Annotated in this window: 8 protein-coding genes; 2 read left to right on the top strand and 6 right to left on the bottom strand. The window is 71.5% G+C overall.

Features of this window, described 5'->3' with window-relative positions:
- Positions 1-80: 80 nt before the first annotated feature.
- Genes treZ through glgX form a run of 3 tightly spaced genes read right to left on the bottom strand, consistent with a single transcriptional unit; the run spans position 81 to position 6212 of the window.
- On the bottom strand, positions 81-1805 hold the full coding sequence (gene treZ, locus V6V47_RS18250; RefSeq protein ID WP_334629467.1) for a malto-oligosyltrehalose trehalohydrolase: 1725 nt from the start codon (positions 1803-1805) through the stop codon (positions 81-83).
- Positions 1802-4093 carry a malto-oligosyltrehalose synthase gene (gene treY, locus V6V47_RS18245; RefSeq protein WP_334629466.1) on the bottom strand — a complete coding sequence of 764 codons (2292 nt, stop codon included), beginning with the start codon at positions 4091-4093 and terminating at the stop codon, positions 1802-1804. The genes treZ and treY overlap by 4 nt, the downstream gene beginning before the upstream one ends.
- Position 4094: 1 nt before the next feature.
- Complete coding sequence (gene glgX, locus V6V47_RS18240) at positions 4095-6212, bottom strand: glycogen debranching protein GlgX (protein WP_334629465.1); 2118 nt, start codon at positions 6210-6212, stop codon at positions 4095-4097.
- 292 nt (positions 6213-6504) lie between these two features.
- Between glgX and V6V47_RS18235 the strand changes: the two genes are divergently transcribed.
- Both V6V47_RS18235 and V6V47_RS18230 read left to right on the top strand, forming a co-directional pair.
- Positions 6505-7908 carry a glycosyltransferase family 4 protein gene (locus tag V6V47_RS18235; RefSeq protein WP_334629464.1) on the top strand — a complete coding sequence of 468 codons (1404 nt, stop codon included), beginning with the start codon at positions 6505-6507 and terminating at the stop codon, positions 7906-7908.
- Positions 7909-8094: 186 nt separating this feature from the next.
- Complete coding sequence (locus tag V6V47_RS18230; RefSeq protein WP_334629463.1) at positions 8095-8838, top strand: hypothetical protein; 744 nt, start codon at positions 8095-8097, stop codon at positions 8836-8838.
- A gap of 362 nt (positions 8839-9200) precedes the next feature.
- Here V6V47_RS18230 and V6V47_RS18225 read toward each other — a convergent pair whose 3' ends face one another.
- From V6V47_RS18225 to V6V47_RS18215, 3 genes are all read right to left on the bottom strand, one after another.
- Positions 9201-10484, bottom strand: coding sequence for a citrate synthase (locus V6V47_RS18225; RefSeq protein ID WP_334629462.1), 1284 nt, complete (start codon positions 10482-10484; stop codon positions 9201-9203).
- Between the two features lie 143 nt (positions 10485-10627).
- Positions 10628-12739 (bottom strand): sulfatase-like hydrolase/transferase, encoded by a 2112-nt coding sequence (locus V6V47_RS18220; protein ID WP_442934258.1) that lies wholly within the window; start codon positions 12737-12739, stop codon positions 10628-10630.
- On the bottom strand, positions 12732-14162 hold the full coding sequence (locus V6V47_RS18215) for a methyltransferase domain-containing protein (protein WP_334629461.1): 1431 nt from the start codon (positions 14160-14162) through the stop codon (positions 12732-12734). The genes V6V47_RS18220 and V6V47_RS18215 overlap by 8 nt, the downstream gene beginning before the upstream one ends.
- Positions 14163-14172: the final 10 nt, after the last annotated feature.

Raw genomic sequence — 14172 nt, 5'->3', positions numbered from 1 at the left:
GCCACTCGGCACCACCCCGTCCGCTGCCGACCACGCGTGAAACTGGACATCTTTCAGGACCTGCTCGGCTTCGAGCATTCTCAAAGCGCCACAATCGCCGCCGTCTCGGCCGGCAGTTGAATCCTGTCCCGCATAACCGTGACGCCCTCCCCCGACGCCAGCAGCACCCGTCGCACCACCCCCGGCAGCGACACTCCCTGCCCCCGCCCAGCCAGGTTCGCCACAACCAGCGTCTCCCCCCGCCGCATCAGCAGGAACTGGTCCCCATGCTGCACAGAAACCGCATGCAACCGAGGATCGGACAGATCAGGAAGAGACCGCCGCAGAGCGATCAACCGCTGGTAGAACGCCAACATCTCCCGATGCTCGGGCTTGTCCAGCTCCGCCCAGTCCAACCGCGACCGCACGAACGTCTGCGGGTCCTGCGGATCAGGCACGTCCCCGGGTGGCCAGCCGTGCGCCTCGAACTCGCGACGCCGCCCCTGAGCCACCGCAGCAGCCAACTCCGGCTCGGGGTGCGACGTGAAGAACTGCCACGGCGTAGAAGCCGCCCACTCCTCCCCCATGAACAGCATGGGCGTGAACGGCGACGTCAACAGCAGCACGGCCCCCACCCGCAGCAGCGCAGGCGACAGGGAAGAAGAGATTCGGTCACCCGTAGCCCGGTTGCCGATCTGGTCGTGGTTCTGCAGGTAAGCCACCAACCGATGCCCTGGCACGCGCGGGTCAAGAGCACGCCCATGATGACGGTTGCGGAAGCTCGACCACGTGCCGGCGTGGAAGAACCCACCCGTCAGCACGTCCGACAGCGTTTCGAGGGAGCCGAAGTCGCTGTAGTAGCCCTGCCGCTCCCCCGTCAGCAGCGTGTGCAGCGCGTGGTGCGCGTCGTCGTTCCACTGGGCGTGCAGCCCGAACCCGCCCGCCTCCCGAGGAGTGATGAGCCGGGGATCGTTGAGGTCCGACTCGGCGATCAGCGACAACGGCCGACCCAGGTGCGTCGACAAGGACTCGACGGCGACGGCCAGCTCTTCGAGCAGCGGCACGGCCCGCGAGTCGGGCAGGGCGTGGACGGCGTCCAGGCGTAGGCCGTCGACGTGGTAGTCGCGCAGCCACATGAGGACGCTGTCGATGATGTAGCGGCGGACCTCGTCGGAGTGCGGGCCGTCCAGGTTGACCGAGCGGCCCCACGTGTTGCTCTGCTCGGCGAGGTACGGGCCGAACCGCGGCGCGTAGGCCCCGGAGGGCCCGAAATGGTTGTAGACGACGTCGAGGATCACCCCCAGGCCCTTCGCGTGGGCGGCGTCGATGAGGCGTTTCAGGCCGTCCGGGCCGCCGTAGGGTTCGTGTGGGGCATACCAGCAGACCCCGTCGTACCCCCAGTTGTGTTCGCCGTTGAAGGCGTTGACCGGGAGCAGCTCGATCAGGTCGACGCCGAGCGCCACGAGGTGGTCGAGGCGGTCGATGGCCGCGTCGAAGGTGCCCTCCGGGGTGAACGTGCCGATGTGCAGCTCGTAGAGGATCCCGCCGGGCAGTTGCCGGCCGGTCCAGGCGTCGTCGGTCCAGTCGAAGGCGCTCTGGTCGTAGAGGCGGCTGGGCCCGTGCACGCCGGCCGGCTGCCACTGCGAGCGGGGGTCGGGCAGCGGGGTCTCGTCGTCGTCGAGCAGGAAGGCGTAGTCGGGGCCGCCGCCGGGCACGTCGACCCGCCACCAGCCGTCGGCGGCGGCGCGCATCTCGTGGTCGGCGGCGCCGGGCAGGTGCAGTCGCACCCGGGTGGCGTCCGGCGCCCACACCGTGAATTCGGTCATGACGCAGCCTCCGCGGTATCGGTGGGAGGAGCCAGCAGGGCGACCGGATAATCGGCCAGCAGGTCGGCCAGTGCGGTCTCCCCGCCACTGTAGACCCGGCCGGTGAACAGGTCGGTCACCTCGTTAACGGGAAGCGACAGGACTGTGTCGCGCCAGCCACCGGCGCGCGCCAGGGCGAGCGGCAGTCGGGTGGCCACGGCGATCGCGCCGCCCCGGTCGAAGGCCACCACGTGCCGGCCGGCCCGCCCGTGCGCGGGCACCGGCCGGTAGCTGGTGAACAGCTCCGGGTGCGCGCGCCGCAGCCGCAGCGTCCGCGACACGACGAGCAGCTTCGCGGCGCCGCCGGCGTCGACCGGGGGTCGCCAGCCGCCGTCCACACGTGCCAGCATTTCTCGGCGTACGGCGAAGTCGACCGGGCGGCGGTTGTCGGGGTCGACGAGGGAGTTGTCCCACAATTCGGTGCCCTGGTAGGTGTCGGGGACGCCGGGCATGGCGAGCTGGATGAGCTTCTGCCCGAGGGAGTTGCTCCAGCCGGCCGGGGTGATCTCATTGGCGAATTCGGTCAGCTCGGCGTGCAGCTTCGGGTCGTCGTAGAGGGCGTCGACCACGCCGTGCATGGCCCGCTCGAAGACCGGGTCGGGGTCACCCCAACTGGTCGAGGCGCCCGCTTCCCGGGCGGCCTTCTCGACGTACGCGTGCAGTCGCTCGCGCTCGATGGGCCAGGCGCCGACGGCGGTCTGCCAGAGCAGGTGGGCGAACGCCGGGTCGGGCAGCGGCGCGTACTCCATCCAGGTCTGGACCTGCGCGGCCCAGCGGGTCGGCAGTTCGCTGAGCACGGCGAGCCGGGCGCGGACGTCCTCGCTGCGCTTGGTGTCGTGGGTGGACAGGGTGGTCTGGCTGGCCGGCCAGCGCACCTGGCGGGCGGTGGCGAAGCGGTGGAACTCGGCGAGCGGCACGCCGAAGTGGGCGGGGCTGCCGCCGACCTCGTTGAGTGCGATGAAGCGGGTCCAGCGGTAGAAGGCGGTGTCCTCGACGCCCTTGGCCATGACCGCGCCGGTGAGCTGCGGGAAGCGGCGGGCCAGCTCGTCGTCGGGGTCACGCAGTCGGCGGGTGACCGCGTCGAGGGCGATGGCCAGGTCGGGGCGGCGGCGGCCGGCCTCGGAGCGGGCGGCGGCGAGGTGCCGGGCGCCAAGCGGCGGGTAGCCCCGGTAGACGGCGAACGCGGCGGCCAGCTCGGCGAGGGCGGCGCGGGCCTGGTCGGTGGGGACGTCGGGGGCGAGCGCGGCGAGCCGGGTCAGCTCGGCGGCGAGCAGCTTGGTGGCGGCGGCGAGCTTGGTGGCGTGGGTGAGGTCCTCCCACGAGGTGTGGTGCCCGGCGAGGCGGGTGTCCAACGCAGTGAAGTCGCCCTCGGCGTCGGTGTCCACGAAGAGCCCGTTCACGGCGGCGAGAGCGTCGTACCCGGTGGTGCCGTCGACGGGCCAGTCCGGCAGTTCCTCGCCGTACTCCAGGATCTTCTCCACCACGAGCCAGGCCGCTGGCGCGGCGGCCCGCAACCGCTCCAGGTAGCCGGCGGGGTCGCGCAGGCCGTCGGGGTGGTCGACGCGGATGCCGTCGACCTCGCCGGCGGCGGCCCACCGCAGGATCAGCTCGTGGGTGGCCGCGAACACCGCCGGGTCCTCCACCCGCAGCCCGGCCAGGTCCGAGACGGCGAAGAACCGGCGGTACGTCAGCTCGGCGTCGCCGCGCCGCCAGGAGACCAGCTCGTAGCTCTGCCGGTCGTGCACCTCGCGGGCGCTGCCGTCGCCGGTGCCGTCGGCGATCGGGTAGCGGTGCTCGTGGTAGCGCAGCTCCCCGTCGACGACCTTGAGGTCGTCGAGGGCGTCCGGGGTGTCGGCCAGCACCGGCAGCAGCAGCCGGCCCCGGTCCCAGTCGATGTCGAACCAGTCGGCGTACGCCGAGGAGCGCCCCCGACGCAGCACGTCCCACCAGGCGGGGTTGGCCGGCGGCACGGCCACCCCGGCGTGGTTGGGCACGATGTCGACGACGAGGCCGAGCCCGGCGGCGCGCAGCGCGCGCAGGAGTCGCTGTCGGCCCGCCTCGCCGCCCAGCTCCGGGTTGACCGCGCGGTGGTCGACCACGTCGTAGCCGTGCGCCGAGCCGGGCGTGGCAGTGAGCAGCGGGGCGGTGTAGAGGTGACTGACGCCGAGGGCGGCGAGGTAGTCGGTGAGGTCGGCGGTGGCGTCCAGGTCGAAGCCGGGCCGGACCTGCACCCGGTAGGTGGACCGCATGTCAGATCGTCCTCTCCAGCACTACCAGGGAGCGGTCCGGCACCCGGATGGTGCCGCCCGCGCTGATCACCGTGACGTCGTCCGGGTCGGGGTCGGCGGTGCTGATCACCCGTTCCCACTTCTGGCCGTACTCACTGCCGGGCAGGGTGAAATCCAGTGGTGCGTCGTGCGCGTTGAAGCAGAGCAGGAACGAGGCGTCGTGGTGGCGCTGGCCGTACTGGCCGCGTTCGCGGATGCCCTCGCCGTTGACGAAGAGCGCCAGCGAGCGCCCGAAGTCGTTGCCCCAGTCGTCGCTGGTCATCTCCCGCCCGTCGGGGGTGTACCAGGCCAGGTCGGGCAGCGGCCCGTCGGCGTCCCGCCCGCCCACCGGCAGGCCGGTGAAGAACCGCCGCCGTTGGAACACCTGGTGCTTGGCCCGGAACGCGGTCAGCGTCCGGACGAACTCCAGCAGCCGCTCGTCGACGTTGTCCCAGTCGACCCAGGCCAACTCGCTGTCCTGGCAGTAGACGTTGTTGTTGCCGCGTTGGGTGCGGCCCAGCTCGTCGCCGTGGGCGATCATCGGGACGCCCTGGGACAGCATCAGGGTGGCCAGGAAGTTGCGCCGCTGCTTGGCCCGCAGGGCGAGCACCGCCTCGTCGGTGGTGTCGCCCTCCACCCCGCAGTTCCAGGATCGGTTGTGGCTCTCGCCGTCCCGGTTCTCCTCGCCGTTGGCCTCGTTGTGCTTGTCGTTGTACGACACCAGGTCGTTGACCGTGAACCCGTCGTGGGCGGTGACGAAGTTGATGCTGTGGAACGGCCGCCGCCCGTCGTCCTGGTAGAGGTCGGCGGAGCCGGAGATCCGGGACGCGAACTCGGCGAGGGTGGCCGGCTCGCCGCGCCAGAAGTCCCGGACGGTGTCGCGGTACTTGCCGTTCCACTCGGTCCACACCGGCGGGAAGTTGCCCACCTGGTAGCCGCCGGGGCCGACGTCCCACGGCTCGGCGATCAGCTTGACCTGGCTGACCACCGGGTCCTGCTGGACCACCTCGAAGAAGGTGGAGAGCCGGTCGACCTCGTAGAACTCGCGCGCGAGGGTGGCCGCCAGGTCGAAGCGGAAGCCGTCGACGTGCATCTCCTGCACCCAGTAGCGCAGCGAATCCATGATCAGTTGCAGAGAGTGCGGGCTGCGCACGTTGAGGCTGTTGCCGGTGCCGGTGTAGTCGACGAAGTAGCGCCGGTCCTCTTCGCTGAGCCGGTAGTAGCTGGGCGCGTCCACGCCCTTGAAGCTCAGCGTCGGGCCGAGGTGGTTGCCCTCGGCGGTGTGGTTGTAGACCACGTCGAGGATGACCTCGATGCCGGCCGCGTGCAGCGCCTTGACCATGCCGCGGAACTCCTGCACCTGCTGCCCGAGGTGACCCATCGCAGAGTAGCCGTGGTGCGGGGCGAAGAAGCCGATCGTGTTGTAACCCCAGTAGTTGCGCAGCCCCAGATCGACCAGCCGGTTGTCGTGGATGAACTGGTGCACCGGCATCAGCTCGATCGCCGTCACCCCGAGCTTGGTCAGATAGTCGATCATCGGCGGGGAGGCGATGGCCGCGTACGTGCCGCGCAGCTCCTCCGGGATGTCCGGGTGCCGCATGGTCAGCCCGCGCACGTGGGCCTCGTAGATCACCGAGTGGTGGTACGGGGTGCGCGGCGGCTTGTCGTTGCCCCAGTCGAAGTACGGGTTGACCACCACCGACTTCGGCATGAACGGCGCCGAGTCGGTCTCGGACATCCGCTCCGGGTGCTCCAGGTCGTAGTCGTACACCGCCGGGTCCCACTGGACGTCACCGTCGACGGCCTTGGCGTACGGGTCGAGCAGCAGCTTGTGCGGGTTGCAGCGCAGCCCGTTCGCCTGGTCGTACGGGCCGTGCACCCGGTAGCCGTAGCGCTGCCCCGGCTCGATGCCCGGCAGGTACGCGTGCCAGACGTACGCGTCCACCTCGCGCAGCTCCACCCGCCGCTCGGCGCCCGTGTCCCACTCGTCGAAGAGGCACAGCTCGACCTTCTCCGCCACCTCGGAGAAGATGGCGAAGTTGGTGCCCATCCCGTCGTAGGTGGCGCCCAAGGGGTACCGCTCACCCGGCCAGACCTGCATGTCGCTCCTTCAGCCGCCCGTACGTGCGCCGGGAATGTGCCCGCCGCCCAGGCGCGCCAATCCATCCTTTCAGGCCATGGCCGGAATCCACCTGTCTGATGCCGGCTCCACCCCTCAGGTGTTGTCCGTCACCTTGGCCCCTTTCGAGATGCGGTATCGCGCTCAATGCCGTTCCCTTGTACGAGGGCACATGCGTGCGCGTTGCCCACCTCGGCCCTCGGCCACCCCTTTTCACTCCCACTACGCCGCCACCGACGCCGGCGCGTACCACCATGCATGGACGGAGATTGATGTGACCACGCTGCGGGTCGGCGAGCAGCCAGCCATCGCGACGGACCGGGCCCACCGGCCCACCCTGACTTCCCGGCCTCAGCACCCGGCGCAGCCGGGCGGGGGCGTTCCGCCGCAGACCCGTCGCATCCTGATGCTGTCGTGGGAGTACCCGCCGGTGCTCGTCGGTGGCCTCGGCCGACACGTGCACGCTCTCTCCGTCGCCCTCGCCGCCGCCGGCCACGAGGTCACCGTCGTCACCCGCCACGCCGAAGGCGCACCCCTCGAGGAGTACGCCGACGGCGTCCGCATCCTGCGCGCCCCCGAAGACCCCGTCACCTTCCCCCTCGCCACCGGCAGCCTGCTCGCCTGGACCATGGCCTTCAACCACACCCTCACCCGCACCGCCCTACGCGCCACCGAAGCCGGCTCCTACGACGTCATCCACGCCCACGACTGGCTCGTCGCCCACACCGCGATGACGTTGCGCGACCACCTCGACATCCCCCTCGTGACGACGATCCACGCCACCGAGGCGGGCCGGCACCAGGGTTGGCTGCCCGAGGAGATGAACCGCACCATCCACGGCGTCGAACACTGGCTCAGCGGCGAATCCAACCGGGTGATCGTCTGCTCCGGGTACATGCGCGACGAGGTGACCGGGCTGTTCGGCGTACCGGCCGGCCGGGTCGACGTGGTGGCCAACGGCGTGGAGCCGCACCGCTGGCAGGTGCCGGCGAGCGCCGTGCGCGCCGCCCGGGCCCGGTTCGCCGAGAACGGCCCGCTGGTCACCTTCGCCGGCCGACTCGTGTACGAGAAGGGCGTGCAGCACCTGATCGCCGCGCTGCCCCGACTGCGTGAGCGGCACCCCGGGCTGCGCGTGGTGATCGCCGGCGACGGCCCGTACCGCGCGGAGCTGGAGGCCGAGGTGCACCGCCGCGGTCTGGGTCGCATGGTCGACATGCCGGGCTTCCTCGGCGGCAACGACCTGCCGGCGCTGATGGCCGCCTCCGACTGCTTCGCCGTGCCGAGCATCTACGAGCCGTTCGGCATGGTCGCCCTGGAAGGTGCCGCCGCTGGCGCTCCCCTGGCGGTGGCCGCCACCGGTGGCCTCGCGGAGATCGTCGAGCCCGGCGTGACCGGCATGACCTTCGCGCCGCAGGACCCCGACGGGCTGACCGAGGCCGTGGACGCCCTGCTGTCCGACACCAACCGTGCCCGCAAGCTCGCCCGCCGCGCCCGTCGCGTGGTCCACGAGCAGTACGGCTGGTCGGCCATCGCCCAGCGCACCGCCGCCACGTACGCCGCCGCCATCGCGACGGACGCCGCGTTCACGGCCGAGCGGGCCGAGCAGCGCATGTCCCAGGGCCGAGCCCTACCGGCCCTGCCCACCGGCAACCTCCTGGCCGCAGCCGGCCTCCGCTAACCCCGGCGCCGCTTTTCTGGCGGCGGGCACGTCGCACGCCGCTCTTCCTTGATCGACTCGGTTTCCTTGAAATCGGGGTGTCCCAGCGCTCGGGACACCCCGACTTCCTGGAAGCCGAGTCGATCATGCCGTGTCTCGCTGTCTCGCTGCTCGGCGCGGCCTGGCTGGGCCTGTCAGGATGTGCGGATGTCTCGTTCTGTCGACGCCCTGGACACCAGCTTCCCGATAGCCGCCTCGATCGCTCTGGACCTGATCCGACGCCCCGAGGTGACCGAGCAGTGGTCACGCCCGAGCGCGCTGCCGCACCTGTCCGTGGGTGGCCTGGCCTGCCACCTGGGGCGTCAGGCGATACGGGCGGCGGAACTGCTGCCGATGCCCACCGACCTGCCCGCCCTGGAGTCGGCCGACGACCACTACGAGCGAGCCGCCTGGGTCACCGAGGGTTCCCCGGACAAGGCGTCGGTCGCCTCGGGTTTGGACGAAGCCGAAGCGGCACGGGGACCAGCGGAGCTGGACGCCCGCTCCGCTGACGCGCTGACTGAGGTCGGTGACCTGCTCTCGCGCGGCACCGCCCGGGAAGGCGACCTGCTCCCCCGCGGCGCTGCCCGGGACGAAGACCTGCTCTCGCGCGGCGCCACGCGAGACGGCGACCTGCTCTCGCGCGGGACCGCCCGGGACGTCGTGCCGATTCCGTGGCAGGGCTGGGCCCTGCGACGCAGCGACTTCCTACTCACCCGCCAACTGGAGATCGTGGTCCACTGCGACGACCTGGCGGTGAGCGTCGGCGTACCCACGCCGGAGTTCCCCCCGGAGGTCTTCGACCCCGTACGCGACCTGCTGGTCCGGCTTGCCGTACGCCGCCGCGGTCAGTCCGCGCTGATCAGCGCCCTGAGCCGTGGCGAGCGAGCACAAGACATCTCGGCGTTCTGACGCCTCGCCAACGTCGCCGCCCGCCCAAGCCCGCCAACCAGCGTCCCGGGAGTCTGCCTCAGCATCCGTGACGGGCACTTGCCGACCGTGATCAACTCGCCTCACTGAAAGTCGGGGTATCCACACCGCCTGGACACCGCGACTTCCAGGAACCCGAGTCGATCAAGCGCCACCCCGGCCGACGGAAGGGCGAACCGGGGTTACCAGGGCGACTAGAGCGACCGGACCCCACCGGAGCCACGGAGCGACCAAGGCGGCCTGGGCGACCAGGGGGACCGACGACGACAGGGGCCAGGGACAGCGGCAGCCCCCCGACCTCTTGTGGGGGTCGGCGGCCTGCTCTGTCTTGCGGGGGTGGGCGCTCAGCGCTGGGCGAAGGGGACGTAGTCCCGCTCGGCGGCACCGACGTAGACCTGCCGCGGACGGCCGATCTTGGTCTCCGGGTCGCTGATCATCTCGCGCCACTGGGCGATCCAGCCGGGCAGCCGGCCGAGCGCGAACAGCACGGTGAACATCTTCGTCGGGAAGCCCATGGCCTTGTAGATCAGGCCGGTGTAGAAGTCCACGTTCGGGTAGAGCCGACGGGAGACGAAGAAGTCGTCGGCGAGCGCGATCTCCTCCAGCTCCATGGCGATGTCCAGCAGCGGGTCCGGCTTGGCCATGCGGCCCAGCACGTCCTGCGCGGCCTTCTTGACGATCGCCGCCCGCGGGTCGTAGTTCTTGTAGACCCGGTGGCCGAAGCCCATCAGCTTGACGCCGTCCTCCTTGTTCTTGACCTTGCGAACAAAGGAGCGGACGTCGTCCTCGCCGGCGTGGATCTGCTGGAGCATCTCCAGCACCGCCTGGTTGGCGCCGCCGTGCAGCGGGCCGAACAGCGCGTTCACGCCGGCGGAGACCGAGGCGAACAGGTTGGCGTTGCTGGAGCCGACCAGCCGGACGGTCGACGTGGAGCAGTTCTGCTCGTGGTCGGCGTGCAGGACGAAGAGCATGTCCAGCACCTTCGACATGACCGGGTCGACCTCGTACTGCTCCGCCGGCACGCCGAACGTCATGCGCAGCAGGTTGTCCACGTACCCCAGCGAGTTGTCCGGGTAGAGCAGCGGCTGCCCGATGGACTTCTTGTAGGCGTACGAGGCGATGGTCGGGACCTTCGCCATGAGCCGGACCGTCGAGATCTCCACGTGCTCGGAGTCGAACGGGTCCAGGCTGTCCTGGTAGAAGGTGGAGAGGGCGCTGACCGCCGAGGAGAGCACGGCCATCGGGTGGGCGTCCCGGGGGAAGCCGTCGAAGAAGCGCCGCATCTCCTCGTGCAGGAGCGAGTGCCGCCGGATCCACTCGGTGAACTCGGTCAGCTGCTGCTCGGTGGGCAGCTCACCGTAGATGAGCAGGTAGGAGACCTCCAGGAAGGAGGACTTCTCGGCCAGCTGCTCGATCGGGTATCCCCGGTAACGCAGGATCCCCGCGTCGCCGTCGATGTAGGTGATCGCGGACGACGCCGCGGCGGTGTTGACGAAACCGGGATCGTAGGTGGTCATCCCGGTTTCTTTCAGCAGCTTGCTGACCCCGATACCGGCGGGGCCCTCGACCGCGGAGTGCACCGGCATCGACAGCTGCCCACCGGGGTGATCGAGCTTGACTTCCGTCATGTGGTTCCTCGCTTCGCCGGCAGATCTACGTTGAATTGCCTTCGCTTCTACCGTAATTGCGGCGTGGGGGACACCGCCCGCCGTGGTTCCGGGGTGAGGTATGCGTCACCCCCGCAACCCGACCCACCGCGCAGCGGTAGGGCTCACGTCAGCGCGAGGCGCCGCAGCGTACCTGCCGTGACCTGGTAGACGTCGAGCTGGTTCGTCCCGGGGTGGAACAGCCGGTCGTCGGTGAGCAGCGCGGCGAACCGGCGGCCGCCGGGGTCGGGTGGCACCACCGGGACCACCGCCCCGATCCGCCCGTTGATGGCCACCGCCAGCAGCGTGCCGTTCGGGATCGCGTCCGGCACGTCGCCCCAGACAAGTGCGGGGAGGGTGCCGGTGTCCGGGTCCGTGGCCCGGAACGCGGCCAGGTCGGCCACCCGGGCGCTGCCCCCGGTCGGGCCGGCGCGGACCTCGGTGCCGACCAGCGGGTGCGGCGCGGGCAGCGCCGGTGGGCTGGGCACCCCGTCGGGGAAGGTGACCGCTTCGCCGGGGGTGTCGTAGAAGTGCTTCGTGCCATCGGTACGCGGGGACTGCCGGGCGGAGCGGCCGTCGACGCGCCAGGGCAGCCGGATGCCGGCCTCGTCGGCGACGGTCGGCAGCAGGTCGACGTGCTCCCAGTTGCGGTCGTCGACCCGGCCGGTCTGCTGCCCGGGTTCCTTGACGAACATCGGCACCCACGCCACCTCGCCGGGGGCTGCCTTGATCGCGTCCATCCCCCGCCCCTGCGCGCCCGGGCGGAAACTCACTCCGTGGTCGGCGGTGACCACCACCATGGCCTTGTCGTAGAGGCCGCTGGCGCGCAGCGTACGCAGTGTCTCGCCGATCAGCCGGTCGGTGTAGCCGAGCTGCGCGAGGTGGCGCTGCCGGGCCAGGTCGACCCAGCCGGTGCCGTCGTTGGGCAGGTCCTCCGGGGCGTCGTAGCGCGCCCCGGACGGCAGGAACGCCCACGGCGAGTGCGGCATGAGCAGGTGCAGGAAGTGCAGGGCGGGCCGGGGTGTCGGCTTCAACCCGGCCAGGAAGCTGGTGAAGCGGGCCGGCTGGTTGTCGTCCAGGCTGTCCCAGCGGAACTTCGGGTCCGCCGGCACCGGTTCGGCGGCGTCCAGGCCGGCTTCGGCCCGGGTCTGCTCCCGGTACGAGTCCTCCGGGTCGATCCGGGTCGGTGTCGGCCCGGCGATCTGGCCGAGCAGCGTGCCGGTCTCCCGGACCAGCACGTCGAGGCCCTGGTCCGGGCTGACCGGCTGCTCGCAGCGGCTGGGTGGGCACAGCCGGGTGATGCTCTCCTGGGCGTGGACGTCGTACAGGCCGCCGAAGGCGGTGAACAGGTTGTCCGGGTACTGCGAGTAGTGCGGCGCGACCGACCGTTCCGGATAGCGGCCGGTGAGCATCGCCGGCAGGGCGTACGGGGTCCAGCCGCTGACTCCGGTGGCGTTGCGGTACCAGGTCGATCCGCCGGCCAGCTCGGCGAAGTGCGGGAAGCGGGCCGCGTCGATGCGGCCGTCGGTGCCGAGCAGGCTGACCAGCGGCAGCTCGTCGAGGATCAGCATGACCACCGGCGGGTGGACGCCCGAGCCCTGTGCGGTGCCGGCCGCGCCGCCGTCGCCGCGCGGCAGCACCACCGCCGAGGTGGGTGAGACGAGCAGGAAGAGGGCCACGAAGACCACCGGACCGGCGGCGGCCAGTCGCAGCACCCGGCCCGGCGCCCGCCACCGCCGATGAGCGGCCGCGCCGGCCGCACCGACCAACCCGGCGACCACCAGCAGGGGTACGCCCCGAAGTGGCGTCGCCTGTCGGCCCGCCTGCACGGCCAGCGCGGCCAGCAGCAGCCCGACCAGCCCGGTGTGGGTGAGCGCGCGGGCGGTGCGGCCGGCGAGCCGGCTGGTGACGCCGAGCAGCGCCACCGGCACGGTGGGCACCACCGCCACCAAGGCGACCAGCAGCAGGATCTGACCCGGGTCGGCGCGGTGGAAGAGGAAGAAGTCGGGGCTGCGACCGAGCACGTCCAGCAGTGGCTGGGTGACCACCAGCCCGACCAGTGCCACCACCTCCAGCAGCCGGCCCAGCTCGCCGCGCCAGCCCTCGTCCCAGCGCCCGTTTACCCGTTCGCCGCCGCTTGGCGGTCTGGGCGGCAGCGGGCCTTTCGGACCCGGCGGTGGCAGGCGACCCGCACCTGGCGGCTGTGCCGGCGCGGGCGGGGGCGCTGGGTCAGCCACCCACGACCGTCCGGTACAGCGTGCGGGTGCCCGAGGGCAGCTCCAGGCGGTCGGCGATCCGGCCCCGGGCGGCGAGCAGCCGCTCGAAGGCGTCGCGGCGGTAGTCCGGGAAGAGGCCGTCGGGTTTGTTGGCCAGCAGCCGCTGGGCCATCGGGTCCTCCGGGTGGACGAATTCCACGACCACCGCGCCGCCGGGCGCGGTCAGGCCTGCCAGCCAGTCGATGACGTCCGGCAGCGGCACGTTGCGGCCGATCGCCAGGTGGTGCACGACGGCCAGGGCGAGCACCGCGTCGGCCGATGCCCGTTGGGTGAAGCCGGCCCGTTCGACGCCCCGCCAGCCGCCACCGGGTGACGGGTCGGCCAGGTCCAGCACCAGCGGCAGGATGCGGCGCTGACCCTCGGCGCGCAACGTCCGGTACAGCTCGTCGACCACGGCCGGGTCCTGCTCGACGGCGACCACGTGGTCGGCGTGCTCGGCGGCCAGTCGGGAGTACCGGCCGTCGTTGGCGCCCAGGTCGAGCACCCGACGCGGGCGGGCGCCAGCGGTCAGCGCGGCGGTGACGAAGCGCTCCTTCGCCGCCCGGTCCTGGGCGGAGTAGCCGCAGGTGCGCTGGTAGTCCGACCAGTGGCTGACCGAGGGGCGATGCTCCAGCTTGCGGACCAGTCGCTCGATGCCGCGTACGGTGGCCAGGACCAACTCCCGGTTGAAGCCGGCGGCCCGCAACTGGGCCTTGACGTCGGTGGTGCTGGCCGACGCGTTGTGCTGCTGCATGGCGCCGTGCAGGTGCAGATGGGTGAGGACGCCCGCGCGCAGCCGGCGGGCCCCGCCGAAGAGCGGGCGGAGCTGGTCGGCTTCGATGCCGTCGACCCGGGCGCGCAGCCAGGGTTGGAAGTCCACGCCCAGGTGGGCGGTGAGCAGCAGCGGGTAGAGCACGGTCTGGCAGAACTGCCGGTAGCCGGCCCACGGCTCGCCGTCACGGACCGGCTCGAAGGACCCGATGTCGATGAACACCGGGTCGGTGCCGCGCCACTGCAGGTTGTAGGCCGAGCCGTCCTTGGTGGTGAAGCCGTCGGCCAGCGCGGCGCGCAGGATCTCCAGGTGCAGCAGCGCGGCGTCGCGCAGCATGGTGAAGGACCACTCGTACGGGTGCGAGACGAACGGGATGCGTTCGTGGCGCAGCACCGCCGCCCAGGGCGCCCCGGCGGCGGCGGGCACCAGCGCCGGTGGCGCGTCCTCGGTGGCGCAGATCTTGCCGGCGGCGACCAGCGCCGGGAAGAACGCGGTGCCGGTGAGCGCACGCCAGTGCCCGGCGGCCTGCGGGTCCAGCCCGCGCAGCACCTCCTCCCCGACGTGGAAGACCCGGTTCGCCGGGTCGCGGAAGGAGGCGGGCTCGGGGCGTACCTCTGCGGGTGTGGTCGTCATCGCCGGACGG

This window comes from Micromonospora sp. CPCC 205539 (genome assembly GCF_036906815.1).
In the GTDB taxonomy this organism is placed as follows: Bacteria; Actinomycetota; Actinomycetes; order Mycobacteriales; family Micromonosporaceae; genus Micromonospora.
The sequence above is the reverse complement of the archived record's forward strand: the minus strand, read 5'-3'. Positions and strand labels throughout refer to the sequence as shown.